Source organism: Ruminococcus sp. AF31-8BH (assembly GCF_003460605.1).
Taxonomy (GTDB): domain Bacteria; phylum Bacillota; class Clostridia; order Lachnospirales; family Lachnospiraceae; genus Blautia_A; species Blautia_A acetigignens.
Genome location: NZ_QTVN01000002.1, coordinates 159,162 through 185,672 on the forward strand (window position 1 = coordinate 159,162; position 26,511 = coordinate 185,672).

A 26,511-nucleotide genomic window follows, 5' to 3' on the forward strand; every position below is an offset into this window, starting at 1 on the left:
GCAGGTCATTTTGACCTGCCTTTTTGCATATAATACTATTGCGGCGGGGGACAGGCTGGTACGGAAAATGCAATACTGCCTGAGATTTTCCTCCGCTGCAGGAGGTAGAATATGCGGGCAGAATTTATGCCAAAAGAACAAAATCATACATATGAAAAGCTCTACTACACATTATGGGAGCTTGCTGGCCGTTACAGCGGCTTTTGCCAGTTTCGCGCAGTGGGAAACAGCCATGATGACAGGCTGATTCCTATGTTAGAGGTGGGAAACGGAGCGCAGATGATTTTTTGCGTGGCTGGAATTGACGGAACCCAGAACCTGCTTCCCCGGCTTTTGATTCAGATGGCAGAAGAGTACTGCCGGGCTTATGAATGCGGCTGGCAGCTGGAAGAATTTTACGAGGTGAAAAAATTGCTGGACAAGATCCGGATCTGTTTTCTTCCCCTTCTGAATCCGGATGGATATGAGATCAACCAGAGCGGTTTTTCCATGATCCGAAATCCCATTTACCGGCAGATGCTTCGGATGCAGAGCATTCCGGCGAAAGATTTCGGGTACAATGCCCGGGGCGTGGACATTTGTCATAATTTCCCCACTGTCCACTACATTCGTTCCAGGATGGGAGAGGAGCCTGCCAGCGAGAATGAGACGAAGGCACTGATCCGGATCATGCAGGAATACGGAGGCAGAGGGCTTCTCACTTTCGGACAGGCCGGCAGGGAAATCGTGTATTATCACAGCGAACAGGGGATGGGAGGTCTGCCAAGGTCGTACCGTCTTGCCAGACATATGCAGAAATCCTCGTCCTATCATCTGGAACGGGAACCAGGCTCACAGTCTTCCGGGAAGAAATTCAAAGGGATGGGAACCCCGGAACAATATTATATTCAGACAATAAAACAGCCAGCCTTTCGCATCAAGGTTCCCGCACCCGGGAACGATGGAAAAGCTGGCGAAGAAAGCCAAACGAAAATATATGAAGAGATTCATTTGCTGCCGCTGGAGTACATTTTCTCGCTGGAAAATTAATCAGGCTGTTTCATACTTCTTCCGAATATCCTTCATAACAAAGATATAGGAAACACCTGTAAAGACAGCTGCGGTAAACCAGGCTGCCGGGTCACAGAAGCAGGCAAGCGGGTAGCTTGTGAGAGCCATGGAGATCATGGCAACCACCAGTCTGGCGATCAGCTCGGACACACCGCCCATCATAGGAAGGAAGCCGTAGCCGCATCCCTGCATGGTATTTCGGAATACGAAGATGGTGCTAAGCGGAATATAGAAGATCACGCTTAAGTACACATAGGTTTTCGCCCAGGGAAGCATGGCGCTCATGTCCACATCTCCGGTAAAGAACAGTCCCAGTGCAGGCTTTAAAAGCAGGCACACAAGAATGGCGGCACCGATAGAGTATACGATACAGGCCTGAAGGGCAGCCTTCACACCCTGGCGGATACGGGGGATATCACCCTTGCCGAAGTTCTGGCCGCTGTAGGTGGCCATGGTTTGTCCCATGGCGATCATTCCCTGTGTAACCAGGTTCTGCACCTTGTTGGCAGCTGTAAACGCGGCCACTGCTGTGGAGCCAAACAGGTTAATAGCAGACTGCATCACCATGGTTCCGGAAGCGGTGATGGCAAACTGAAGAGCCATGGGGATTCCCATAGCCAGCTGGTGGCGGCTCTCCTTGCTATGAAGCTTCCAGTGGTGTCTGTTCGGCGCAAGGGCAGGCATTTTTGTGTAAATGTAGACAAGGCAAAGGATCGCGGAGATTCCCTGGGAAAGTATGGTGGCGCTGGCAGCCCCTGCAACTCCCATCTTAAAGTTGATAATGAATACCAGGTCCAGAATCACGTTCAGCACTGCGGAAAAGACCAGGAAGACCAGCGGAGTCCGGCTGTTTCCCACTGCACGCAGGTAGGAGGAAAACAGGTTGTAAAAAATAGTGGCAATGATTCCCGCACTGATGATCATGATGTATGTGTAGGCATCCTGGAAAATATTGTCCGGCGTGTTCATCAATTTCAGCAAACCGTGCATGCTGATCATGCTGAGAGCACTGATGGCTACGGTAAAAATCAGGGACAGAAGGATTCCGTTGGCAACGCTGACCTTCACTCCCTCTTTGTCTTTGGCGCCGAACCGTTGGGCGGTGAGTACCGAGAACCCGGCGGTGATTCCCTGTGCAAAGCCAACTACAAGGAACATGATGGTTCCGGTGGAGCCAACTGCCGCCAGGGCATCGGCACCTACGAAACGGCCTACGATAATCGTGTCCGCCATATTATAAAGCTGCTGAAAAATGTTTCCGATAATAAGCGGAAGCACAAATTTCAGGATCACAGGCAATGGCTTGCCTTTGGTCATGTCTTTTTCCATTCTAAACCCCTTCTTTTTCAAAAAATCTGTACTAAAAGTTTCATATAAAATGGCTTCATTTTTTCTTGTTTTTGAAGCGAAAGTTATTTTATCACACTACGGGTAAGATGTCACCATTTTATTTTGAAAAAATTGCCGAAAGCGAAGGCTGATGCTTGCTATTTTATGGAGCAAATGGTACAATTAAAAATAGTATGTGAAGAGATTTTTTCGAAAGAGAGGCATTCTATAAATGGCAAATGATCATGGAGAACAGATTAGAATCGTACAGGAGACTGTGGCAGGTAAGGAGATTACCTTTGCCCATGTAATGGGAGGCCCGGCACCGATTATTTATCAGAAGTTAGGACTGAATCCTCAGCTGGATTACCGTTCCTCTGCAATCGGCATCATGAATATGACACCGCCGGAGTCCGCAGTTATCGCATCTGACATTGCGGTAAAGAGCGGCAACGTATATCTTGGCTTTGCAGACCGTTTCACAGGAACCCTGATCATCACAGGAGAGATTTCCGATGTAATGTCCGCTATGACAGAGATCGTGGATTATTTCCGTGATTCCTTAGGATATGTAGTCTGCAATATTACGAAGCGATAGGAAGTATGGGCATGGAGCGAATAACGAAGGAAGAACTGCTGGAAATGCTGTTCCATGATGATTATGAGCACCTGAAGGGGAAGAAGCTGCGCATGACCCGCGTGCGTGTTCCCGGCAAGGAGGTTTGCCTGGCCCACGTGATCAGCCCTTCCCAGTCCTGCATTTATGAGAATCTGGGACTTCATATCGGGGTTCATGAGGGGGAGGACCATACAGGGGAAGCCATCGGGTTGATCCGTTTTACCCCCTGGGAGGCAGTTGTGGTGGCAGCGGACGTTGCCATGAAGAGTGCGGATGTGCAGATCGGGTTTATGGACCGTTTCTGCGGCTCCCTGATCCTGACAGGCGGACTGTCACAGGTGCAGACTGCGGTAGAAGAGGTTGTGCGCTTTTTTGACCAGGAGCTTGGCTTTAAGGTGTGCACAGTTCATAAAAGTTAAGTAAAGAGTATAGCTAAAGATAAGGGACGAGATAGATGAAGAAGATTTTTCTGATGGGCAGAAGCGAAGCCGGCAAGACCTCACTGACACAGGCGCTGAAAGGCGAGGAGCTTCATTATATAAAAACGCAATACACCAATTCCAATGATGATACCATTGACTCTCCGGGGGAATATGCGGAGTCCAAGCGGTTCAGCGTGGGACTTGCCTGCTTTTCCTTTGAGGCAGACGTGGTGGCAATCGTGCAGGCAGCAGATGAGCCGTTCAATCTGTTTGGGGCAAGCTGCCGTTCCTTTATCCTGCGTCCCCTTATCGGCATCATCACCAAGATTGATTCCCCCTACGCCAATATCCCCATGGTAAAGCAGTGGCTGATCAATGCAGGCTGCGAGCGGATTTTCATGGTCAACAATGTGACAAGAGAGGGAATTGACGAGCTTATGGAATATCTGCAGGAGGATCCTCCAAGCCTTACCCTGGAGCAGGCCAAGTTTAAACAGAGCCTTGGCTTAAATGAGTGGGATCCTCTTCCTGAGGGAGTCACTTATCCGGAGGGAATCAGATGATGGCACAGACAGAAGCAAAGAGAAGCCCCCTTACCACCTTATGCTATCTGGAAAAGGACGGGCAGTATCTGATGCTGCACCGCATTTCCAAGAAGAATGATGTGAACAAGGGGAAATGGATTGGCGTGGGAGGCCATTTTGAAGAGGGAGAAAGCCCGGAGGAGTGTATGCTCCGGGAGGTTTTTGAGGAGACGGGCTATACCCTTACCTCCTGGAAATTCCGCGGGATCGTCACTTTTTCACAGGAGGGCTACGGCACGGAATACATGTGCCTTTATACTGCAGATGGTTTTACAGGAACCATGAAGGAATGCGACGAGGGGAAACTGAAATGGATTCCTAAGGACGAGATCTGGAATCTGAGATTGTGGGAGGGGGATAAGATTTTTCTGAAGCTTCTGAATGAGGATGTTCCCTTCTTCTCACTGAAATTAAGCTATAAAGGGGATGAGCTGGTAGAGACCGTACTGGATGGACGTCCTCTTGAGAGTCAGTCATACTAACGGATTGCCACATTTGTCATAGACAAATGTGGCAATTTGCTTTATAGGACAGATTTATAGTGTATACTGAAAGTAGCTATTAAGGTATTGAGCAGTTACCTGCTAAGTACAAAGAAAGGAGGACACCAGAATGGCTCGGATCATTTTTTTCATTTTTGCAGTTATGTGCTGCATTACGACAGGAAGCAAGGCTTCTCAAAGCTTACCAGAGGAAAAAAGCACTCTCACCGGAGCTTATCTTTATGAGGTGCCTGGCAGCAGCCAGATGAAGGATATGCAAAAGGTGCTGCCCTCCGAAATAGAATTCAGAAAGGACACGGAAGGATTGTTAACGGTGACGAAGCTTACTTCCCCGGATGAAATCAGGACAGCTGTAGATGCCTTTCTTCAGATTCGGATTGGTGACAGGACAGACATTTTTGTAACGGATCAATATGATGTCATTTCCTTTTTCTTTCCGGATAATACAACGGTATCCTTTCAGCTGAATGGCAGAAGCCTGGAATGGAGGAATCAGGGTAAAACAGAGCTTTATGACTTGGAGAATGCAGAGCTTTTCTGGGAGGAGGTTAGTATAAGGTGACATTTCAGGAGCAGTTGAATTTATATATGGAAGAGCTTTCCTGCAGCGGCAGGGAGCTTGCCAAAAACAGCGGTATTTCCGAAACCATTCTCAGCCGATACCGAAAGGGCGAACGTATTCCCGGTGCAGACAGTGATTATCTGAAAAAGCTTGCAGCAGGAATTGCCCTGACTGCAGAGCAAAAAGGAAAGAAAATAGATCAGGAAAGGGCTTTGGAGGCTCTTTTGGCAGCCTTGAAGCAGGAAGAAAAAACAGAGATTTTTTATTACCAAAAGTTTGATATTCTTCTTCGGGAACTGGAAATCAATGTATCCAAAATGGCATCTGCCCTGCACTATGATCCGTCCTATATTTCCAAGATCCGAACAGGAAAAAGAACACCCTCAGATGTCCGGGGCTTTGCAGAAAATGTATGCGGATATATTGTAAGGAATTTTTCCGGTCAGGAGGAGCTAAGCAAAATTGCTGCACTGACAGGCTGTGACAATGAGACACTGACGCATCCGGAGAATTCCTTTCTCCTTTTGCAGAATTGGCTTTGTGTGGGAAAATTTGAGACAATGGATTACATATCCGGCTTTTTGCAGAAAATGGATGAATTTAACCTGGATGATTACATACGGGCCATTCATTTTGACAGCTTCAAGGTACCTAAGGTACCTTTCCAGCTTCCAGTTTCCAGACAATACTATGGACTGAAGGAAATGCGGGAGGGAGAGCTGGATTTTCTGAAGCACACAGTATTATCTAAATCTATGGAGCCGCTACATCTGTGCTGCGACATGCCTGTGGAGGACATGGCTCAGGATGAGGAATTTGCAAAGAAATATATGTTTGGCCTTGCCATGGTTCTGAAAAAAGGGCTTCACATTCACATTATCCATGACGTGGAGCGGCCTATGAAGGACATGATGCTGGGGCTGGAAAACTGGATTCCTCTTTATATGACCGGGCAGATTTCCCCGTATTATCTGAAGGGGATTCAGAACAAGGTCTACTGCCATCTCCATTACACCTCAGGTCAGGCGGCAATGACAGGGGACTGCATTAGCGGACACCATGACACCGCCCACTATTATCTGACCAGCCGCAGGGAAGAGGTGGAGATCTGCAGGAAAAACACAGAATATCTGCTGAAAAAGGCACATCTTCTGATGGAAATTTACAGGGAGGAAAAAAGAGAAGGTCTTTTCGATTTCCTGGAAAAGGACAGTCACGTGGAGGGCAGGCGCAGAAGGATTCTGGCAGCACCGCCGCTGTTTGTAATGCCAGAGGAGCTTTTGAAAGAGCTTCTTGGGAAGAATCAGATGGAGAAAGCCAAGTGCTCCAGAATTCTTAAAGTATATGCCAGGGAGCGTGAACGGATGGAAACCATACTGGCTCACAGCCCGGTTTCGGATGAGCTGTCCCAGGTGACAAAAGAGGAGTATGACAAATATCCGGTGATGCTTCCGCTGGCAGAGTGTTTTCTGGAAAAGGATGTTGTGCTTACCTATGAGGAATATATGACCTGCGTGGAAGCGGCAAAGGAATATGCCAGGACGCATGAAAACTATCAGTTTTCTTTTACAAAGGTCAAGGGCTTTCATAATATCCAGATTACCTGTCACCAGGAAAAATGGTGCATGGTTTCCAAGAATAAGGCACCGTCCATTCACTTTGTGATCCATCATCCCAAGCTGCGATATGCACTGGAAAATGTGGTTCTTCCAATCCGGGATGAGGGGCTTATTTAATCCATATATCATATAACATATAACATGAAGGAGGCGTGTAGAAATGAAAAAATCATGGAGAAAGACAATTACCGCAGTTTGCATGGGAACCATGCTGTTTTCCGGCAATGTTTACGGGGCGGACAGCTCCCAGGATCTGATGGCGTATACGGATAACGTGCTGTCGGACGGATCCCTGATCTATTATTTTGAGGAAGTTGCAATTACCCTTCCTGCTGACTGGCAGGGGAAATTTGAAATTGTGACAACGGACAATTCTGCCGCCTTTTATCACAAGGCAAGCCATGAGAAATGGCAGGAAAAATATGGGGAGGACGGCGGCAAACTGTTTACCTTGTCCTGCACCATCAATCACGATTTTTCCGAGCTGCCGGATTTTACCTATATCGGATTCAGTGAGGATTCGGTGATGAATTATTTCATGATCTTCCCCACTGATTTCCAGGCCTACACAGAGGACGAAGCCGTGGCCGCCGAATTTCAGCAGATGAACGCAGAAATTGATTTTGTGAAGCAGAATGCTTATATGTTAAGTGAGGGGGCACCTGTGGGGGTTCCTGCATCTGGAAGCTCTGCAGACATTGGAGCTGCCACAACTGTACCGGGGATTCCGGGAGGAAATGGAAGTTCTGACACCTCTGATTTCCAGGAGTCCCAGGCGGGATACACAGGAAGCTGGGTTCAGGTGAGAGGGAAATTTGAGCTGTATCTTCCATCGGATTGGGAATCTGTGGATTTGGACGAGGAAGATCAGGCAAACGATATTTACTTCGCCGCAATGTCCTCCGACCAGAATGCCATCCTGGTTGCTATGTCCATGAACCTGACAGATGGTTACACCCAGGAGGAAATCGACGCGGAGCTTGCCGAGGGCAATTACAGTTCTTTATTTGAGGTGGCACAGGATGCCATGGCTCAGCAAGGCTATACCGTAGAAAAAACAGAAACCATCAATGACATTCCCTGCGCCTTCTTTTCCAATGAAGACGATTACGGAATCGTATTTATGGACCAGAGCGATTCGGTAATGGAAGTGGTCTATCTTACAGGAGGAGATGTGCGTAATAACGATACGGTGCAGGCAATGCTGCACTCTGTAAGATGGGCAGGGTAAGCAGGAAGCTTTGCCCATCTTGCAGGTGGAGACAGTGACTACACAAAGCATGTAGATAGTACCCGTTCTGTAACCTCAGATACAGCTGCCTCAGACCCCATAGAAGATATTGAAAGCACTGTAAGCGATGTACTAAAGCAGGGCGGAGCAGGAAATGACACTGCTTCCGGCGGTACTGTGGGAAATATCGGCGGTGTTTCCTCCAGCGTGGAGGATGGGCAGACAGGTGCAGATTCTTCTGACGGCAGTGGGGATGGTACACAGATGGGAAGCATCACGTTTTCTCAGGACACTGTGGGATATGCGGGAACCTGGGTTCCTTTTGAGGATGGTTTTCAGCTGTATCTGCCAAGTGACTGGGATGTGTACAATGTGACGGAAGAGCAGAGCCAGCAGGGTGTGCTTTATATTGCAGGAGATTCTTCCGGTGCTGAGACTGCGCCTGGAATTTCCGTAGTGTGGGCTTACAGCGACGGAGCCGAGACCATTGAAGAGGTTGCCGCTGCCATCGGACAGGGTGGGTACCAGGTGGACGATATCGTTTCCATCAACGGAATCCCCTGCGTTTCCTACCGAATCGAGGAAAGCGACTGCAGCGCTATCATGTTTTTCCATCCCACCAACAGGCAGTACCTGTTCTGCGTAACAGGCGTGGGATACGCGGCTAACGTGGATACGATCTGCTCGATCCTGACCTCCGTAAGCCTCACCTGATAAATACAAATCATTTTTTTCTCTTAAACAAAAAAGCCGTTTTGCACTGCTATATTTTTCTAGAAGTACAGCACTGCAAACGGCTTTTTATATTTGCTGAAACGTGGGGCAGAGTACAGGGAACTATGAAACTGCCTTACGTTGGGGTTGCTTATTCCAGCAACACAGACAGGCATTATAATAATTTTGGCTTTTTGTACAGCAGTGACAGACATAAGCTGATAAAAATGGCACCTGTATTTGACGAATGCCGGAAATAAGAGCCAGCCAGATCGCAGAAACCGTACAGCGCAAGTTAGAGTATCTTCAGCTTTTTCAGGAGGGAAAGAAGATTTGGAAAAAGGAAAAGCTGGGAAAAATTTTGTTTTCGTAAAAAACGGGCATTTTTGAACTGTTTTATTGCCGTTTCCTATATTCTCGGGGGCTGCAACCCTTTACCTTGGCGAAAACCTTGGAGTAATAATTAGAATCGGAGAAGCCTGCGTTTTCTGCCACGATGCTGATCTGCGTTCCTTTGCAGAGATCCTCCAGACTTCGCTCAATGCGGTATTCCTGAAGATAAGTAAATAAGGTGGTATTCATGTGCCGCTTAAACAGCCGGGTACATTCACTTTCACAAAGGTGGATGTGCCCGGAAATGTCTTTCAGGGTAATGGGGTGGCTGTAGTTTTCCTCAATATAGGAAAGGATCTTCTTAAGCCGGTCGTAATCCGGACTGTTTTCCTGGGTGTCCTGGGGTTCGTAGGTAATGTGGGAGAGAAGCAGCCGCCACATCATCTGCAGATGAATGGTGATATCCAGCTCATAAAATTCCGGCTTTTTCTGATCCAGGGAAATAATTGCAAGAAGATGCTTCCGGAATGCACTGTGCCAGGTTTCGCTCTGATCAATGCAGACAGCAGGCAGGCGGGGATCCTGGATCACCGGGTCCACATATTTGCTGTTTATGGTGCTTTGGAAAAATCCGTAGATCAGCCTGGGGTCGAAGGTCACCGGAATGTAGGAGCAGTCCTGGTGGTTTTCCATGGCACCGGAGTGCAGGGCATTGGAATTGTTGAACACGATATCCCCTTCTTTCAGATGGTAGGTTAGGTTGTTCACCTTGTAGCACATGGAGCCGGTCTGCACATAGGTGATTTCGATCTCGGGATGCCAGTGCCACATGAAAGCCCCGGATTCATATTCAGAAAGCTTCTGGTAGCTTACCAGGAAGGGGAAATGCTCGCTGCCGTGCTGTTTTAATTCTTTTTGAAACTGGTTGGTGATGATCTGCGCCATGGTGTGTGCCTTTCTTTTTTAATACATTGTAAAAGCGCAGCGATTGTTTACTGGCAGTGTGCCTAGAGCCTGTTGCCGGACACAGAGTGAACAGTGATGAATCGCATAAATTTACCTGTAAAGTACTTGTATTATACACTATAAAGTCTTAAAAACGCAAGATATTACTGATACTGCGCAAATTATTTAAGGTATTCCATATTGGATGCGATATAATAAGAGATATATTACATAAGAGACACCATATCAACCTAATTATATTATTTACACATAATATCATAAAGAAGGAGAATCCCTATGAACTTACCAGAAAAAGCAAGCTTTGAGAAAATCTACGGAGAAACCGAGAAATGTACTGAACGCTTCCAGGATCTTGCAGAGAAATTTGCCAAGATCTACAAGCATGACCATGCAGATTTCTTCACTTCTCCGGGAAGAACCGAGATTATCGGAAACCATGTAGACCATAACGGCGGCAAGGTAATCGCAGGAAGCATCAACCTTGACACCATCGGCGCTGCAGCACCAAACGGCACCAATGTGATCCACATCACCAGCGAAGGCTACAGAGACGAGATCGTAGTAGACCTTGACCGCATCAGCAGAGCCAACTACCCGAAAGGAACCTTCGCCCTCCTTGCAGGAATGATGGAAGGCGCGAAGAAAAACGGCTTCAAGACAGCCGGATTCGATGCTTATGTAAGCACCAACGTAATCGCAGCAGCAGGCGTAAGCTCCTCCGCATCCTTTGAGATGCTGATCATGGTTATCATCGACTATTTCTTCAACGACAGCAAGATGACCTACACCGACTATGCAAAGATCGGCCAGTACGCTGAGAATGTTTACTGGGACAAGGCATCCGGAATGATGGATCAGATGGCATGCGCAGTAGGCGGACCGGTTCTTTTTGACTTCGCAGACCGAAACGACCTGAAATACAGCAAGCTTGATTTCTCCTTTGGAAAATTCGGCCACAAGCTGGTAATCGTAAACACAGGAAAAGGCCATGCAGACCTGAGCCAGGAGTACTCTGAGATTCCGGGAGAGATGAAAGCAGCAGCCAAGGTACTTGGCGCAGAGCTTCTTCATGAGACCACCCTTGAGAATCTTCTTGCACATGTCAATGAGATCAAGGACGACAGAGCCATCCTTCGTGCCATCCATTTCTTCGAAGAGACCTCCCGCGTAGAGCGCGCAGCCGATGCCATCGGAGAGGAGAACTACCAGGAATTCCTGAAGCTGATGGATGAGTCCGGAAGATCTTCCTGGGAGCTGCTTCAGAACTGCTACTGCATTAAGGACTGCCACGAGCAGAAGATCCCTCTTGTACTTGCCCTGACCCAGCTGTTCCTGAACAAGATCGGCGGCGGTATCTGCCGAGTACACGGCGGCGGATTCGCAGGCGTTATCGCAGCCATCGTTCCGGAAAAAGAGATGGACAATTATGTAGAGTATATTGCTCAGTATGTAGGCAGAGACAATGTATATCCAATGGACATCCGTGCCGTAGGCGCAGCCCATATCGGTTGAGAAATGAGTGAATTCAAACCTGAAAAAGGCGAAAAAGCCAAATCCTTGAGGGAACCGCACCTACCAAGAATCCGTGCGTTCCGATTATTGCAGTTCCAACTACAGCAGGTACTGCAGCTGAGGTTACCATCAACTACGTTATCACAGATGTTGAGAGAAAGAGAAAATTCGTATGTGTAGATCCTCATGACATGCCGATCATCGCAATTGTTGACCCTGAGATGATGTCCTCCATGCCAAAAGGACTTACCGCATCCACAGGTATGGATGCCCTGACACATGCCATCGAGGGATACACCACAAAAGCTGCATGGGAAATGACAGATATGTTCCATCTCAAAGCCATCGAACTGATCTCCAAATCCTTAAGAGGTGCTGTTGAAAACAGCAAAGAGGGACGTGAGGGCATGGCTCTTGGACAGTACATTGCAGGAATGGGCTTCTCTAACGTAGGACTTGGAATCGCACACTCCATGGCACACACCTTAGGTGCTGTCTATGATACTCCTCACGGCGTTGCCTGCGCACCAGGAAACCCGAAAGACGCAAGCGTAGAAGACCTGACTGCTCTGTTCAGAAAGATTATGTAAGAAGTGCCTGAATATCTGGGCAAATAAAAAAGCTGTAAAAGTAAATCCGGATGATAAGTTCATATCTTATGTGTGACTTATCATCCAGAAGCTTTTACAGCTTTTTGTGTAAAATGCTGGTATTTGGAAAAGGCACCGCCGGATTATTCGTCCAGCTTGATCTTTTCTTTCAGAACTACGCAGCCTGCCATATCACCAATAACATTGACGCAAGTAGCACCCATATCGCAAAGGGTATTGATGCTGATGTACACGCCCATAACGCCTGCCGGAAGACCTGCCATGGTGGCAAGGGCTGCGAAGGAAGCAATGGCGCCTCCTGGGATTCCCGGTGTTCCCACAGACAGAAGCACGTTGGCCAGAAGGATCACGATCATCATGGAAATGCTCACATTGATTCCGCAGGCATTTGCAAAGAACATGATCATAAAGGACATGAGAATGGAAACCGCGTCCATGTTTACGGTAGCGCCAAGAGGAATGGCAATACTGGTGATCTTGTTGGAGACGCCCATCTCATCCTCCATGCACTGCTTGCTGATCGGGATGGTAGCAGAACTGGAGCAGGTTCCAAATGCGTTTAACGCAGCCGGAAGCATTGCCTTAAAGAACTTCACCGGACTTTCCTTACCGATGAACCTCACAGCGCCGCCGTACACAATAAAGGCAAATCCAAAGAATGCAAGGTACAGGATTACAAGCTGGGTAGCCAGTGAGATAATAGTCTCGGTACCGTTGGCCTCCACAACCGGAACGATAGTACAGAAGACACCGATTGGGGTAAAATACATAACTGTGCTGATGACCTTCAGACATACCTCATTGCAGGAGTCGATCACCTTCAGAAGGGCCGCTCCCTTTTCCCCGATGGCGATCAGGGTGAAGCCTACGATCACGGCAAACACCAGGACCTGAAGCATGTTTCCGTTGGCAAAAGCAGCCACCGGATTGGACGGGATCAGGTTCTTGATGGTATCCAGAATGCTGGTCATCTCTGTAGCCTGAATGTCAGAGGTTGCCATCTCAAACTTAACGTTCTTGCCAAGGTTGATCAGTCGCGGGATGATCAGTCCTGCCAGGCTGGCAAGGGCAGTGGTGCACAGGAAAAAGATCATGGCACCTGCAGTGATCTTACCAGTGGTGCGGGCACTTCCAATACTGGTGATACCCATAATAATGGAACAGAATACCAGCGGGAAGATCATCATGTTCAGGGCGTTCATGTAGATGCTTCCAATCAGGCTGGTAACAGTCAGTACAGGCTCGAAGCGGTTCGCCAGAAAAAGTCCGGTGAGAATACCAAGGATCAGCCCGGTAAAAATTGCGGTTGTGATATGTTTCTTATACCACGCATAAAAACTCTTCATTTGTTCCCTCCTTAAAATAACCCAGAATATTTCAACATTTTACCATAATCTCACATTCTATATGTTACAGTAATAAAACTGATGTGTTACAAATACATTACGAAGCAGCAGACGGGCTAAGAATGTATTTTCACAGGTACAGACAGGGGAAAAACGTCGAAATAAGCAGAAGAAACTGGACATATTTCACACATGCGTGCTATACTGAAATAAAACAGAACTGCTGGAGGATAGCAGGAATTTCGTGACAGCAATTTTCCTGATGTTTTCCGGAAGCCTACCAGCTGGTGCCATACATCAGAACCTGCCAGGCCAGGAGCAAGTACCATATTTACGCCAGGGAGCTTCAGGCCTCTGCCAAGGTGTTCACCCAGTGGGACAAATACAAATATTTAAAAGGTGCCAAGGGCGATTACATTGCAGTCCGGGAGGATGACCTTTCGGATGTTTATACCATCGAGAAATCTGTATTTTTACGAAGCTATGAGAGGTGCGAATAAAATGGGAAACTGGAAATATACGGCCTTTATCAGCTACAGGCACGGCGGAAATGACGAGTTTGCGGCAAAGACCCTTCATAATATGCTGGAAAATTACCGTGTTCCGGCGAAGCTGGCAGCCAAGCTTGGACGAAAAAAGGTAGGCAGGATCTTCCGTGATGTGGACGAGCAGCCAAGCTCCAGCAGTCTGTACAACAATATTGAGGAGGCCCTTGGACAGTCTGAGTTTCTCATTGTGATCTGTACCCCAAGGCTTCAGGAATCCAAGTGGTGCATGCGTGAGATCGAGCTGTTCCAGAAGCTTCGGGGCAGTGATCATATTATTGCAGTGCTTGCAGAAGGGGAACCTGTGGACAGCTTTCCCTATGCCATCATCCATCCGGTGATCAACGGGCAGGAAGTTGAGGTAGAGCCTCTGGCTGCAGATGTGCGCGGCGAGACGCCGGCAAAGCAAAAGCACAAGATGAGAGTGGAGCAGCTGCGTATTGTGGCAGCCATGCTGCACTGCGAGTTCGACCAGCTCCGTCAAAGAGAACAGCAGCGCCAGCTCCAGCGAGGCATTGCAGCCGGCGGCGTCAGCTTTGCTGTTGTCTGTGCTTTCCTTGCCATGTCTGTAAGGGAGAACCAGAAGCTGCAGAAACAGGTGCAGAAGACCCAGTCTGCCCAGTCCTATCTGCTGGCAGAGTATTCGGATACCGCTTATTCTGCGGATAGCCTGAAGCTGGCAGCCATGCTTGCCATGGAAGGACTTCCGGAGGATTTAGGAGATGATCGTCCTTTTGAGGGCGCGGCTATGGCTTCCCTTACCAATGCTTTGCAGACCTACGATTACCAGAAGGGATACGCGGCGAGAAGCAATGTGAAGACCCAGACCATGGATGCGGTGCTGGTCAGCCCGTATGATGATTACATTGCCTATATTGACCTTGTAAGTTCCTCAGATTATACCCTTCATTTCTATGATATTGCCGCTGGAAAGGTTGTGGCAGATTTTCCGGTAAACCCGGATTACAACGGATACCGCAGCTGTAACTCCAAGGCTGCCTTTTTCGGGGATCACCGCTGCGCCATTGCCGGCAAAGAGGGACTCCAGGTCATTGACATGAACACGATGGAGGTGCTCTGGGAGGGCGCCTATGGCATGACTGTCAGCGCAAGTGCCGATGGTTCCAGAGTCAGTGTGTTTAATATAGAGGAAAACAGCCTGACCGTCTATACCGCAGATGGAACGCTGCTTTCTGAGTGCAGCTGGGAGAATGGGGAAGCCGTATTTTTCGGAATGAGTGATGACGGCAGGTATGCAGCCGTCGCAGAAGTTGTGGATGAGGATAACAACGAACAGAACAATCTTTATATTATTAATACCAATACTGGAAATACAGTGAAATATCTGGACGATGTGAAATATGAAAACTGTGTATTCAATGACAGCTCATGGTGCGGAAACAAGCTGTTTTTCACCTATGGAGGAGACGAGCTTTATGGATATGTGGATATGGATCAGAACCAGGTTCACAAAACCACAAGTAAGATCGAGACCGACATCTGTTATGCAGATTCCCGCCGGGGACTGATCTATTTCCGTGATGGAAACCAGCTGAACTGTGCTTCCATGGAAACCGGAGAGGTTGAGAAAACTTACAGTGCCGCCAGAAATATTGCAGATGTTGTCTATACAGGAGACGGCAAAAAAAATACGACCTTTGCTGTCAGCGACTCTGACGGAACCCTGGAATATGTGGATTTTACAAAGGATCCATACCGGATCGGAAGCCTTGCTGGAGACGGTAAGGAGTGTTCGGAAATCTGCATAGGAGATACCTATGCGGTAACCTATACCTACAACGATTATGAATTCCGTATTTATCAGAAAAATAACCGCAGTACCTCCCAAACCGCTTCCATGAAGAAGCGTTCCAACGAAAAGGTGGCACATCTGATCCGCCGTGAGAGGATGCTGGCCGTGAACTGTACAGACAACTCCTACATGGTAAATCTGTCCACCATGAACGGAGCTGAGTTTGACAACGAAGTTTCCTATATGAATGTTATCAATGATAATCTGGTCAGCTGTGACAATCTGGACGGAACCATCAGCGTCTATGATGGGGAAACCGGAGAACTGCTTACAGATCTTCCGGACGGAGTAGGCGGCAACCTTGAGACAGATGCTGCCTATATGGTAGAAGACGGTGTTATGAAAAAATACAGCTATGATAAGACAGATAAGTCCGCAGATGAGGTGGAGCCGGTTTATACAGAAGAAGTACCGGAAGACTGTATCATGGCATTTATTTCCAAGGACGGTTATCTGGTAGAAGAAAGAAACGACGGCGGTGATACCAGTACGCTGGTGGTTCTGGATCCGGATCGAAAGGAAGTTCTGTCTGTGGAAGAAACGGGCGCAAGCAGCAGTGGGGAAGCAGATTACGTGCTGTACCAGCCTGCCGGAGAGACCGATTATGTTCTCTACAATTTCGCGGAGAAAAAAGAGATTGCCCGAATGGATCTTGGGGAATTTTCCTGGATGGAGTGTGTAAACGGCGGATATGCCTTCCTTTGCAGCAGTGATAAGGGGGCTTATGTGGTAGATACCTCCACAGGAGAAGTGATCCTGACCATTTCTGAGGCCAATACCTTGTATACCTTTGATGCACCGGAAGGGCAGCCTTATTTCACAGCTCTTTACCTTTCTGACAACGGAGAGACCAGACTGGACGTATACAGCAGGGAAGAGCCGTCCTCCCCGATCGCCAGAATCAAAGGCGGTCTTGGAATGAACGAAAAGGGCGAGGTGCTGATCTTCGACGGTGTGGATACTATTTACGGAGTACCGTTCCTTTCCATGGATGAAACTTATGCAAATGGTAAGGAATTCCTGAACGGCGAGGGCCTGACGGATGAGCAGAAGGCGGCTTATCATTGTGATTAAGCGATAAGGCTGATGATTTCTGACGTCTGTATTGCTTTCATTTGTGTGAATGATATTGCAAAGTGAGGCGGGCAGATTGCAGAAATGTTTGTAGCAGGATTTAAGCCGCGCAGCAGGAGGTGATTCCCTATAGAACGGTTGATTTTCCATGTAGATGTAAACAGTGCCTTCCTCTCCTGGGAGGCGGCGAAACGAGTGAAGGAAGGGCTTCCGGATCTGCGGGAAATCCCTTCAGTGGTGGGCGGAGATCCAAAGCAGCGCACGGGAATCGTGGTTGCCAAATCCATTCCCGCCAAGAAGTACGGCATTCAGACCGGGGAGCCTATGGCCATGGCTCTTCGGAAATGCCCCAATCTTGTGGTGGTTCCCAGTGATTTTCGCCTTTATACAGAGAATTCCCTGGCATTTAAGGCGATTTGCAGGGACTATGCCCCTGTGGTGGAATCCTTTTCCATTGACGAAGTGTTCCTGGATATGACAGGCACCTCCCTGATCTACCCGGATCCCATTGCAACCGCCCATGAGATCAAGGACAAGATCCACGCAGAGCTTGGCTTCACTGTGAATGTGGGGATTTCCACCAATAAGCTGCTTGCCAAAATGGCTTCGGATTTCGAGAAGCCGGACAAGGTGCACACCCTGTTTCCAGAAGAAATTCCGGTCAAAATGTGGCCCCTTCCCATCCGGGATCTTCTGTTTCTGGGCAAAGCCTCCGAGAAAAGGCTGCAGGATTTCGGAATCCATACCATCGGCGAGCTTGCCAGGGAAAAGGAATCCGCCATCCAATCTCTGCTTGGGGAAAAGACAGGACATCAGCTTTACCAGTATGCCAGAGGAATCGACAATTCCCCGGTGCTTGCCCAGGCAGAAGAGAGCAAGGGCTTCAGCGTGGAGAAAACCTTCAATGACGACATTGTTTCCGTGGAACAGGTGCTTCCCATTCTTCTGGAGCAGTGCGACATTGTTGCTACCCGCATGCGGCGGAAAGGGAAGAAATGCAGCTGTATTTCCGTCACCTTCCGTACCCTGGACTTCAAGAACCGTTCCCATCAGACCAGCCTTTCCAGTGCCACGGACGTGACCGATGAGATCTACGAAAATGCCAGAAGACTGTTTCTGGAATTCTGGAAGGGGCAGCCCCTTCGACTGATCGGTGTTGCTCTCACCGGACTGACAGATGAGAGCTTTGAGCAGATGTCGTTGTTTGAGGATACGAAAAAAAAAGAGCAGCGCCAGAAGCTGGATGCTGCTTTGGATGCCATCCGCATGAAGTTTGGCAACGACAAGATCACCCGCGCCAGCATTATGAACAGCAACACCGGCATGGGACGGAAAGCAAAAGCGCAGATGGAGAATGAGACCCAAAAGCGAAATAAAACTGATAAGAAAGACTAAAAAGCTATGAAAAAACAACTGGATTACAAAAATATCATAAAAGAAACTGTGATTCTTACCTGGGCAGTGGCTATTATTGCGGCGGCAGTTTATTTTTTCCTGGTGCCAAGCCATACCTCGGTTAGCAGCATTTCCGGTCTTGGAATTGTGCTGTCCAACTTTGTTCCCCTGCCCTTGTCTGCCATCACCATGATCCTGAACGTGGTGCTCCTGATCATCGGATTTTTTACCTGCGGAAGGGAATTTGGAGTAAAGACCGTTTATACAAGCATTGTTTTGCCGCTGTTTATCGGTCTTTTTGAAAGGATTTTCCCGGATTTTGAATCCATGACCGGAAGCCAGGAACTGGATGTGCTCTGCTACATCCTGGTGGTCAGCGTAGGACTTAGCATTTTGTTTAACCGGAATGCGTCCTCCGGCGGTCTGGACATTGTGGCAAAGATCATGAACAAATACCTGCACATGGAGCTTGGCAAAGCCATGTCCCTTTCCGGCATGTGCGTGGCACTTTCCGCGGCACTTGTGTACGATAAGAAAACGGTGGTGCTCAGTATTCTGGGAACCTATTTCAACGGCATGGTGCTGGATCACTTTATTTTCGACCACAATATCAAACGGCGCGTCTGCATTATCACAAAGAAAGAGGAGGAGCTTCGAAGGTTTATCATCGAGGATCTTCACAGCGGCGCGACGATTTACGAGTCTATTGGAGCGTACAACTTGCAGAAGCGCAATGAGATCATCACCATTGTAGACAAAAACGAATATCAGAAGCTGATGAACTTCATCAACCACGAAGACCCGAAAGCTTTTGTGACGGTTTACAATGTTTCAGACATGCGCTATCAGCCGAAGATGTGAGAGACAGGTGAGAGCAGATATGAGCAAAGAGAAAAAAAGAAAGAATGGGATTAAAGAATCCGGGAAGAGATCCCGGAATCAGAAGAAAAAACTGAAGGGAGTTCTTACTGCCTGTATTGTAATCCTTGTTCTTCTGGTGATTGGTCTGATCGCATATGAGATCGTAGTAAATACAAAGACAATGGGCGGAAACATTACCGTCAACGGAGCAAATGTTTCCCGTCTTACTCCCGAAAAAGCCAGCGAGACCTTAAGCTCTGCTTTCGAATCGAAGCAGTTGACCTACGTGGAAAATGGAAATACGGTATATACCGTCACCCTTGGAAACCTGGGTTATTCCCTGGACCAGGCGGATCTGCTTTCCCAACTGGAACAGATTATGGAGGAACACCAACAGAACTGGAAGCTTTTTCGTGGAAGAGAGAATGATGTGGTGACCTTAAATGTGCAGAGGGATGACCAGAAGTTTTCAGATGCGTTAACGGAAGGGAATTTTTCCGGAAGCGGTGAGAGAGTTGCCTCCCAGAGTGCGAGCATTCAGTATGACAGCCAGCAGGACACTTACGTGGTAATTCAGGATCAGCTTGGAAACCAGATCGATGAGGGAAAATTAAGACAGTACACAGAAGCCTACGTCGGCCAGAGCCTGGACGATTCTTTTTTCAAAAATAATCTGCAGATAGAGGTGAACGAAAACCTTTACAAGGCAGCAGAGGTAACCGCAGATTCCACAGAACTGAATGAAAAAGCAGCAGAGCTGAACACCCTTCTTTCCAATTACAGAAATGCCTCCATTACCTACACCTTTGGAAGTGTGACGGAGGTACTGAACGGGGAGACCACAGGAGCCTGGCTGCAGATTTCAGACGACGGGATTACCGTGGATGAGGCACAGGTTCAGTCCTACGTGGAGAACCTGGCTGGAAAATATAATACCATTTATGTACCAAGATCTTTCCAGACCACAGGCGGTGGCGTCATAGAAGTGAGCAACAATGAATATGGCTATCGGATCGACCAGAGTGGGGAAGTCCAGCAGATCCTTACAGATTTAAAGAGCGGAGAAGCCGTTACCCGTGAGCCTGTTTATGAGAAGGCTGGTTTGTCACGAAATGGAACCGATGATCTGAACGGAAGCTATATTGAGGTCAGTCTGTCTCAGCAGCATTTGTGGCTGTACAAGGATGGCGCGCTGGTTACGGAAACGGACATCATCAGCGGCCTTCCTACACCGGAGCGTGCCACCTACACAGGCGCTTACCCCATCGCCTACAAGGCAAGCCCCTTCACCCTTTCCAGTGAGGAGTATGGATACGAGACAACCGTGCAGTACTGGATGCCCTTCGTCTACGGCCAGGGTCTCCATGATGCAAGCTGGCAGTCCTCCTTCGGCGGTGACGCATATAAAACCCGAGGCAGCCACGGCTGCGTAAACCTTCCGCCAGATGAGGCTTCGATTATTTATAACACCATAGAGGGCGGGTATCCCATTATTTTGTATTAAATTGCATCAATTTACTTAAATTTAACAACGAAATGAACAAATATAAATTGACAACTTATTTTAACTATGTTACACCTTGGCATATTTTTTAAATACCCGCGCGAAATGACTCTGGGAAGAAAATCCCAGATAGTTTCCGATTGCAGTAAGAGATTTACCCGAATAACGGAGGAGGCGCTTTGCTTCTTCCGTTTTTTCTTTTAAAATAAAATCTGTCAGGCTTTCCCCGGTCTCTTCCTTAAACCGCCTGGAAAGATAAGGGCGGCTCAAAAACAGCTCTTTTGCCAGCTTTTCCACAGTGATGTTCTCAGACATATGATGCTGGATGTAATTGGCAACATCCAGAGTAAGCCGGGTGGGCTGCTTTCCAAGGCGCAGGCGCTCTACTTTGTTCGTATAATCCAGCAGCATCCGGTACTGGAGATTTACCAGCTTTTCTGGGGAAGCGAGAAGCTCGCACTGTTGGATATAGGAATCACTGAGGGAAAAGGCATCGTTTACATCCATCCCGCCAGAATCAGCCAGCCGCTGAACTTTCTGCCAGGTTCCGTTTATGCTTCTGGCTGCGATGAAAAGGGAAATACCACGGACGCGTTGCTGAAAGAGGTTCCCGCATGGCAGCCGGGCAGCTGGTACGAAACCTGCAAGGGAAAGCCAAACCAGAAAGAATTGGAAGCCATGCTTGGCAGACCCTATCATTTTGTGAAGCCGCGAAAAGGTCAGTTTACCATGGATAATTCTGTGGAGGAAATGAAAGATGCATCCTCTGCTGGAGCCCCCTTACGCAGCATGCAGATTTCCGGCGGCATGAAAGGCGGCCTCGTCCCCGCCCTCCTGGAATTCGCCAACGGTCATTTTCTCCGCGGAATTTGGAAAATGATCACCGGCTGATGCTGAATCCTCACAGTGTTATTAAATACCGAACCTACACTGCTGTGAGTCAGCAGAAAAAGATTCATATTGATTTATTCCCCGCCATCACGTATTATAAATACAGATCTCCCCATCTCTTAGGAAATGCTGAGAGAGGTGGGGAATATTTTTTATAGAGGGATGTTGAAGTATGCAGATAGAAGACGTGATGCAGGAAATCATTGGAATATGCAAAAGAAATGGAGCCACCACAGTAATCCTTTTCGGCTCTCGCGCCAAGGGAACTGCACTGGAAAGAAGCGACATTGATATTGCAGTAAAAGGCGTGGACGACATAGAAAACCTAAGAGAAGAGCTGGAAGAAATCCCCACACTATATACCATTGATCTTGTTGGCCTGGAAGAGTGCCAAAATAATCTTTTATTGGAGGACATAGAAAAGTATGGACGAAAAATTTACGAAAAGATATGAATCTTTTAAAAATTCTCTATCTTCTCTTTCTGAAGCCAGAGAACGTGATATGACGGATTCTTTTGTATTAAGCGGAACCAGTGCCAAATTCAGTATTACCTTTGATCTTGCATGGAAAGTAATGAAAGATATCCTGGTTCAGTATTATGCAATCACAGGCTTTGTTGCTGGTTCGCCTCGTGAAGTCTTAAGAGAATCTTTCCAGGCAAACCTGATTGAGGGAGACGAATGGATGGAGATGCTGAAGGTCAGAAACCTGCTGGCACACGACTATGATGGCATCATCGTAAAAAACAGCTGCCAGACAATCGTCGACGTCTATATAACCAAATTCGAAGAATTTCAGGAGAAAGTAGAGAACTTGTTTTAAGAAAATAAGTGTCCCCAGATATGGCGTAATAGTATAAAAACAGAAAGTGATTTCGTAAGAGATGGAAGAAGTAAAAAAATCAAAAGAAATGGATATGCTAAACGGCGGTCTTGCCGGCAAGCTGATCATCTTTGCCATACCGCTGGCATTCAGCAGTATTTTGCAGCAGCTGTTTAACTCTGCGGATGTTGCCGTAGTCGGCAGATTTGCAGGGGACAGGGCGCTGGCGGCAGTGGGAAGCTGCGTGGCTCTGGTTGGTATTTTTGTAAACCTTCTGGATTTTCACCGGCGGCGCGATTCTGGTAGTGTATCTTTTGCATATGCGAAAGCTTGAGGCAAAGGCGAATTTATAAAACTAAAGCTTTTTACACAATTCTTTTCAAAAACAGCAATCGCGGCGGTTGCTGTTTTTTTTATTCAAGGAAATTTTTAATAATTCTAAAAATCTTTCTTGACAATCCTATAATTCTAGTGTACTATTCATCTATGACAGTGACACAAAAAGGAGGGCATCATGGAATATAATCCGGCGCTGCCGATTTATCTCCAGGCAGCCAATTCAATCAAGCGAGATATTGTAACAGGCAAGCTGCCCCCGGGAGCCAAGCTTCCCTCTGTGCGAGACCTGGCGGTGGAATACACCATCAATCCAAATACTGTCAGCCGCGTATATAAGGAGCTTGAGAGCGAAGGCGTCTGCTTCACCAGACGCGGAATGGGAACTTTTGTCACAGAAGATCCCGGGAAAGTGGACCAGATGAAAGAAGAAATGGCCGGCACACTGATCCGGGATTTTCTGGAAGGCATGGAGCAGCTTGGTTTTTCCAGAAGCGAGGCAATCGCTCTTTTGGAAAAGCAAAAATAAAAATACTGTCCGACAACCTGCATTTTTGGTCAGGTAAGACAGCTGCAAAATCAGAATCATAACAAGGAGTGTATGAAAATGATCTTAGAAAGCAAAGAAGCAACGAAAAAATACGGCAGCAAAACCGCTGTCGATCACGTATCCCTGAAGTTAGAATCAGGACTTGTATACGCTATGCTCGGTCCCAACGGAAGCGGCAAGACCACCTGGATGAAGATGACTGCCGGACTTGTGAAGCCAACCAGCGGCGAGATCCTTTACCAGAACCAGCCAATCGGCAAAGAGAGCAAGAAAGAAATCGCCTATATGTCCACAGAACCATACTTCTATAACTGGATGACAGTAGCAGATGTGGGAAACTATTACGCCGATTTCTTCGAGGATTTTTCCATGGAAAAGTATCAGCAGATGATCACCCGTATGGAGCTGACCGAGGACATGAAAGCCAAGAAGCTTTCCTCCGGTATGATGGCGAAGCTGAAGATCGCCGTGACCATGGCTCGAAAGGCAAAGATCTATCTTCTGGATGAGCCATTAAACGGTATCGACCTTCTTGCAAGAGATGAAATCATGAAAAGCATTCTGGAAGCGGTTGATCCGGATGTGACTTTGGTGGTTTCCAGCCATCTGGTAGACGAGCTGGAGCGCGTGGCAGACGCAGCCCTTTTCATGAAGGATGGCCATCTGGTAGAACAGTGCATGGTAGAGGAGCTCCGTATCAGCCGGCACAAATCTGTCGTAGATCTTTATCGTGAAATTTATGGACATGGGGGAGAAGCAGTATGTTAAAGTTAATGAAATATGAATTTCGCAAAACCGCATTTTCAAAACTGATCTTATTAAGCATTACTCTTTTATCTGAAATCGTTTATTTACTGGGAATATTTTTGAAAAAGGATGTGTTCCTTTCCTCTGGGATTATGTTTCTGGTTCTGTGTGCAACTATGGGTATCCTGTACATTGGCCTGGAAAGCGTAACCGTTTTGCACCGGGATCTGAACACCAAACAGAGCTACATGCTGTTCCTCACTCCCAAAAGCAGCTACCAGATCCTTGGAGCCAAAATTCTGGAAAACGGAATCTCCATACTGATCACAGGCGCGTTTTTTGCAGCCCTGGCAGCAATCGATGCAGCTGCCGCGTATTTTTACGTCGGCGGACTAAAGGAAGTCTGGAATATGGTAAACGATGTTTTGTATGTGAGCATGCATATATCTGTTGATCCTGTCAGCATTGCCTTTGCCTTTTTTACACTTCTGGCAAGCTGGATCTCCTACATTGTCAGTGCAGATTTTGCCGTAATTTTATCCGCCAGTGTTCTTGCCGGCAAAAAGGCCAGCGGTGTGGTCTCCTTTGTTATTTTTATCATCCTTTCCACCCTTCTTGGCATGGGGCTCGACAAAGTTCCTGCTCTGGAAAGCAGGGAACTTACCTTTGCTTTGTACATCGCAGTATCACTGGCAGTATCTGTAATTCTTTACCTGATCAGCGGATGGATCATGGAAAAGAAACTGAGCGTATAAAATTTTTTCCGCTTACAGTCATTATATGAAAACAGGGCATTACCTGCTTCTTTCATAAGGAGTAAGGAATGCCCTGTAGTTTTTTGCTTTTTTAATCAGACTTTTTCAAAAGATTAGTACTGACCGCTCTGCTGGCTGCCCTGTCCTGCGGACATGGAACGCTCCTGCGCCTCGATCATTTTTTTTACTCTACATTCAGAACAACGCAAGATATTTAGTAGGAAAACTTGCATTAAGACACAAGATATGGTATTTTTCAAATATAAGTACCTTTTAGCACTATAAGAGAAAAAATGGGAGTGGAATCAATGATACATACAGCTTATGACGTAATGAAAGAGTTTTTAATCACGGATGCAGAGCTTGTTGGACAGTACGGAATCCCTAAAATTCCAAAGACTTTTATCCATCCAGGGAAAAATACTGTAGATTTTGCGGAGAGCTTTAGCCGAAAAATTAAGAACCACCGGGAACTAGACGTAAATTTCTATGCGGACGATGTACAGTTTCAAAGATTTTGGAATCAGCCAGACAAGTACATGGAGCATTTGAAATGTTTTCATGCAGTCATTATGCCAGATTTTAGCATATCGATCGGCAAGAACGGAATGCCGTTGGCTATGTGCTTGTGGAATAAATACCGCAATCATGCACTGGCTCACTACATGGTCCTGAATGATATTCCAGTAATTCCGAACGTAAGCATATTACCAGAATACTGTTGGGACTGGTGCTTTGATGGACTGCCGGAGGGAAGCACAGTTGCCTGTTGCACCAATGGAAGAGTAAAGAGCAAGGCAGCACGGTTGGAATTTTGCGTTGGTTTCAAGGAAATGGAACGCAGATTGAAGCCGCTGCGAGTTATCATTGTTGGAAGAATCCCGGAAGAATTAGAAACAGACACGGAAATTATAAACTTTGAAACCAGGAATCAGAAGATTAATAAGGAGGGCGTGAATGGGAACAACGACTGATAATTACCAGAGAAAGAAGAAACTTTCCAAGTCACAAATGAAGAGGACGGAACGTTTAGAGAAATCATCTCACAGAAGATATGGAACACGGAAGAAAGAAGGATTAAATAAATTGTGAATTTTGAATCATTCGGAACTTTACGCTATAGAAATATTTGTGCAAAATTAAAATTTAAGTGGTAACTAGAAAATGCGAGAATTTTTCTGGTTGCCACTTTTTTTCTGGATTTCCTTGATTTTTGGCTGCCAAAATGATGTTGGAATTTGGATATCATTTACAAGTTAGTTGTAATTATTGAAGTCTTGAACAGTTGCGACTTTTCCGCCGCCAAAAACCAACCATGGACAGCACCGGGAGCCGATACCACGCCGAACCGATGAAACATGGAATTTGCCGGGAACGATTGAACACCAGCAAAGCCGACCGTCAGCCGTAGCCCTGGCAGACCAGAACCAACCGACAACAGATAATAGGCAATAGCAACAAGCAACATATAACACAGCGTTAAAATGCAATAATACTCTTGCAAAATAAGCCTTAAATGGCTTGTAACGTATTTAGCCTATACTTTATTGACTACGATTATAAAACGCCTTAAAAATGAAAATACAGCGTTATGCAAGCATATCGCAATATAGTTGTACAGCCCTAATTGATATATAGCCCGGACAGCTGCGACAGATCACCGGGAAGCCTGGACAAGCTACGCACATAAGCGGACATAATACGCCCATTTACACGGTACGCAAATAAAGCATAGCTGCATATAGCTATACAAGACTATTATATACCCATAGCCACAGACAGTCAATAAACCATGCAAGACAATAAAAAGCGTTT

At 47.0% G+C, this 26,511-nt stretch carries 30 protein-coding genes and 1 pseudogene; 26 read left to right on the forward strand and 5 right to left on the reverse strand.

The features are described 5' to 3' along the window. The first annotated feature begins 111 nt into the window (after nt 1-111). Nucleotides 112-1,029: a M14 family zinc carboxypeptidase gene (locus DWZ38_RS03070; RefSeq protein ID WP_243000131.1), complete on the forward strand. Its 918-nt coding sequence runs from the start codon at nt 112-114 to the stop codon at nt 1,027-1,029. On the opposite strand, the gene DWZ38_RS03075 is transcribed toward DWZ38_RS03070, so the two are convergent. After that, complete coding sequence (locus tag DWZ38_RS03075) at nt 1,030-2,400, reverse strand: MATE family efflux transporter (RefSeq protein ID WP_278308845.1); 1,371 nt, start codon at nt 2,398-2,400, stop codon at nt 1,030-1,032. Between the two features lie 211 nt (nt 2,401-2,611). On the opposite strand from DWZ38_RS03075, the gene DWZ38_RS03080 reads away from it, so the two are divergent. From DWZ38_RS03080 to DWZ38_RS23065, 10 genes are all read left to right on the forward strand, one after another. Beyond that, nucleotides 2,612-2,977 carry a BMC domain-containing protein gene (locus DWZ38_RS03080; RefSeq protein WP_021926987.1) on the forward strand — a complete coding sequence of 122 codons (366 nt, stop codon included), beginning with the start codon at nt 2,612-2,614 and terminating at the stop codon, nt 2,975-2,977. An 11-nt stretch (nt 2,978-2,988) separates the two neighbouring features. Next, complete coding sequence (locus tag DWZ38_RS03085; RefSeq protein WP_021926986.1) at nt 2,989-3,417, forward strand: BMC domain-containing protein; 429 nt, start codon at nt 2,989-2,991, stop codon at nt 3,415-3,417. A gap of 35 nt (nt 3,418-3,452) precedes the next feature. Next, nucleotides 3,453-3,983, forward strand: coding sequence for a EutP/PduV family microcompartment system protein (locus DWZ38_RS03090; protein ID WP_021926985.1), 531 nt, complete (start codon nt 3,453-3,455; stop codon nt 3,981-3,983). Beyond that, nucleotides 3,983-4,486, forward strand: a complete 504-nt coding sequence (locus tag DWZ38_RS03095; RefSeq protein ID WP_117850406.1) for an 8-oxo-dGTP diphosphatase — start codon at nt 3,983-3,985, stop codon at nt 4,484-4,486. Before DWZ38_RS03090 ends, DWZ38_RS03095 begins: the two co-directional genes overlap by 1 nt. 130 nt (nt 4,487-4,616) lie before the next feature. Beyond that, the gene (locus DWZ38_RS03100; RefSeq protein ID WP_117849897.1) at nt 4,617-5,069 is read left to right on the forward strand and encodes a hypothetical protein; all 453 of its coding nucleotides are present in this window, start codon (nt 4,617-4,619) and stop codon (nt 5,067-5,069) included. Continuing rightward, nucleotides 5,066-6,805: a helix-turn-helix transcriptional regulator gene (locus DWZ38_RS03105; RefSeq protein WP_117849900.1), complete on the forward strand. Its 1,740-nt coding sequence runs from the start codon at nt 5,066-5,068 to the stop codon at nt 6,803-6,805. Before DWZ38_RS03100 ends, DWZ38_RS03105 begins: the two co-directional genes overlap by 4 nt. 43 nt (nt 6,806-6,848) lie before the next feature. Beyond that, nucleotides 6,849-7,919 carry a hypothetical protein gene (locus tag DWZ38_RS03110; protein WP_117849902.1) on the forward strand — a complete coding sequence of 357 codons (1,071 nt, stop codon included), beginning with the start codon at nt 6,849-6,851 and terminating at the stop codon, nt 7,917-7,919. Nucleotides 7,920-8,096: 177 nt separating this feature from the next. Then, nucleotides 8,097-8,633, forward strand: coding sequence for a hypothetical protein (locus tag DWZ38_RS03115; protein WP_021926979.1), 537 nt, complete (start codon nt 8,097-8,099; stop codon nt 8,631-8,633). A gap of 125 nt (nt 8,634-8,758) precedes the next feature. Next, a complete protein-coding gene (locus DWZ38_RS23060; protein ID WP_262579476.1) occupies nt 8,759-8,893 on the forward strand; it encodes a hypothetical protein in 135 nt (44 codons plus the stop codon). Next, nucleotides 8,881-9,006, forward strand: coding sequence for a hypothetical protein (locus tag DWZ38_RS23065; protein WP_278308846.1), 126 nt, complete (start codon nt 8,881-8,883; stop codon nt 9,004-9,006). Before DWZ38_RS23060 ends, DWZ38_RS23065 begins: the two co-directional genes overlap by 13 nt. Before the next feature lie 23 nt (nt 9,007-9,029). Here the strand turns inward: DWZ38_RS23065 and DWZ38_RS03120 are convergent, their stop codons facing one another. Next, nucleotides 9,030-9,911: an AraC family transcriptional regulator gene (locus tag DWZ38_RS03120; protein WP_021926978.1), complete on the reverse strand. Its 882-nt coding sequence runs from the start codon at nt 9,909-9,911 to the stop codon at nt 9,030-9,032. Nucleotides 9,912-10,208: 297 nt separating this feature from the next. Between DWZ38_RS03120 and DWZ38_RS03125 the strand changes: the two genes are divergently transcribed. Together DWZ38_RS03125 and DWZ38_RS03130 are read left to right on the forward strand one after the other, a co-directional pair. Further along, nucleotides 10,209-11,444, forward strand: a complete 1,236-nt coding sequence (locus DWZ38_RS03125; RefSeq protein WP_117849904.1) for a galactokinase family protein — start codon at nt 10,209-10,211, stop codon at nt 11,442-11,444. Between the two features lie 44 nt (nt 11,445-11,488). After that, nucleotides 11,489-12,034 (forward strand): annotated as a pseudogene (locus DWZ38_RS03130) (iron-containing alcohol dehydrogenase); the annotation flags it as partial. A gap of 143 nt (nt 12,035-12,177) precedes the next feature. Here the strand turns inward: DWZ38_RS03130 and DWZ38_RS03135 are convergent. Continuing rightward, nucleotides 12,178-13,401, reverse strand: a complete 1,224-nt coding sequence (locus tag DWZ38_RS03135) for a dicarboxylate/amino acid:cation symporter (protein ID WP_021926975.1) — start codon at nt 13,399-13,401, stop codon at nt 12,178-12,180. 287 nt (nt 13,402-13,688) lie between these two features. Here DWZ38_RS03135 and DWZ38_RS21960 point away from each other — a divergent pair, with 287 nt between their 5' ends. From DWZ38_RS21960 to DWZ38_RS03160, 5 genes are all read left to right on the forward strand, one after another. Next, nucleotides 13,689-13,901: a hypothetical protein gene (locus DWZ38_RS21960; protein WP_147342965.1), complete on the forward strand. Its 213-nt coding sequence runs from the start codon at nt 13,689-13,691 to the stop codon at nt 13,899-13,901. 1 nt (nt 13,902) lies between these two features. After that, entirely contained in the window at nt 13,903-16,833 is a 2,931-nt protein-coding gene (locus DWZ38_RS03145) for a TIR domain-containing protein (protein ID WP_178105258.1), read from the forward strand. 138 nt (nt 16,834-16,971) lie between these two features. Further along, nucleotides 16,972-18,228 carry a DNA polymerase IV gene (locus DWZ38_RS03150; RefSeq protein ID WP_347518670.1) on the forward strand — a complete coding sequence of 419 codons (1,257 nt, stop codon included), beginning with the start codon at nt 16,972-16,974 and terminating at the stop codon, nt 18,226-18,228. 6 nt (nt 18,229-18,234) lie between these two features. Next, entirely contained in the window at nt 18,235-19,089 is an 855-nt protein-coding gene (locus tag DWZ38_RS03155) for a YitT family protein (RefSeq protein WP_021926972.1), read from the forward strand. A 19-nt stretch (nt 19,090-19,108) separates the two neighbouring features. Next, the gene (locus tag DWZ38_RS03160) at nt 19,109-20,593 is read left to right on the forward strand and encodes a L,D-transpeptidase family protein (protein ID WP_117849914.1); all 1,485 of its coding nucleotides are present in this window, start codon (nt 19,109-19,111) and stop codon (nt 20,591-20,593) included. A 69-nt stretch (nt 20,594-20,662) separates the two neighbouring features. Here the strand turns inward: DWZ38_RS03160 and DWZ38_RS03165 are convergent, their stop codons facing one another. Beyond that, nucleotides 20,663-21,100, reverse strand: coding sequence for an AraC family transcriptional regulator (locus DWZ38_RS03165; RefSeq protein ID WP_173767483.1), 438 nt, complete (start codon nt 21,098-21,100; stop codon nt 20,663-20,665). Between DWZ38_RS03165 and DWZ38_RS22070 the strand changes: the two genes are divergently transcribed. From DWZ38_RS22070 to DWZ38_RS03200, 8 genes are all read left to right on the forward strand, one after another. Next, entirely contained in the window at nt 21,056-21,484 is a 429-nt protein-coding gene (locus tag DWZ38_RS22070; RefSeq protein WP_178105259.1) for a hypothetical protein, read from the forward strand. The genes DWZ38_RS03165 and DWZ38_RS22070 overlap by 45 nt on opposite strands. Before the next feature lie 172 nt (nt 21,485-21,656). Beyond that, nucleotides 21,657-21,938: a nucleotidyltransferase domain-containing protein gene (locus DWZ38_RS03170; protein ID WP_021926969.1), complete on the forward strand. Its 282-nt coding sequence runs from the start codon at nt 21,657-21,659 to the stop codon at nt 21,936-21,938. Next, nucleotides 21,910-22,308, forward strand: a complete 399-nt coding sequence (locus tag DWZ38_RS03175) for an HI0074 family nucleotidyltransferase substrate-binding subunit (protein WP_021926968.1) — start codon at nt 21,910-21,912, stop codon at nt 22,306-22,308. Before DWZ38_RS03170 ends, DWZ38_RS03175 begins: the two co-directional genes overlap by 29 nt. A gap of 61 nt (nt 22,309-22,369) precedes the next feature. Continuing rightward, nucleotides 22,370-22,642: an MATE family efflux transporter gene (locus DWZ38_RS03180; RefSeq protein ID WP_021926967.1), complete on the forward strand. Its 273-nt coding sequence runs from the start codon at nt 22,370-22,372 to the stop codon at nt 22,640-22,642. A 180-nt stretch (nt 22,643-22,822) separates the two neighbouring features. Beyond that, nucleotides 22,823-23,173, forward strand: a complete 351-nt coding sequence (locus DWZ38_RS03185; RefSeq protein ID WP_021926966.1) for a GntR family transcriptional regulator — start codon at nt 22,823-22,825, stop codon at nt 23,171-23,173. Nucleotides 23,174-23,251: 78 nt separating this feature from the next. Next, nucleotides 23,252-23,962 carry an ABC transporter ATP-binding protein gene (locus DWZ38_RS03190; RefSeq protein WP_117849920.1) on the forward strand — a complete coding sequence of 237 codons (711 nt, stop codon included), beginning with the start codon at nt 23,252-23,254 and terminating at the stop codon, nt 23,960-23,962. Beyond that, the gene (locus tag DWZ38_RS03195) at nt 23,956-24,696 is read left to right on the forward strand and encodes a hypothetical protein (protein WP_117849922.1); all 741 of its coding nucleotides are present in this window, start codon (nt 23,956-23,958) and stop codon (nt 24,694-24,696) included. Before DWZ38_RS03190 ends, DWZ38_RS03195 begins: the two co-directional genes overlap by 7 nt. Before the next feature lie 308 nt (nt 24,697-25,004). Further along, complete coding sequence (locus tag DWZ38_RS03200; protein WP_178105260.1) at nt 25,005-25,670, forward strand: DUF4417 domain-containing protein; 666 nt, start codon at nt 25,005-25,007, stop codon at nt 25,668-25,670. A 275-nt stretch (nt 25,671-25,945) separates the two neighbouring features. On the opposite strand, the gene DWZ38_RS22440 is transcribed toward DWZ38_RS03200, so the two are convergent. After that, on the reverse strand, nt 25,946-26,164 hold the full coding sequence (locus DWZ38_RS22440; RefSeq protein WP_207661311.1) for a hypothetical protein: 219 nt from the start codon (nt 26,162-26,164) through the stop codon (nt 25,946-25,948). Between the last annotated feature and the right edge of the window lie 347 nt (nt 26,165-26,511).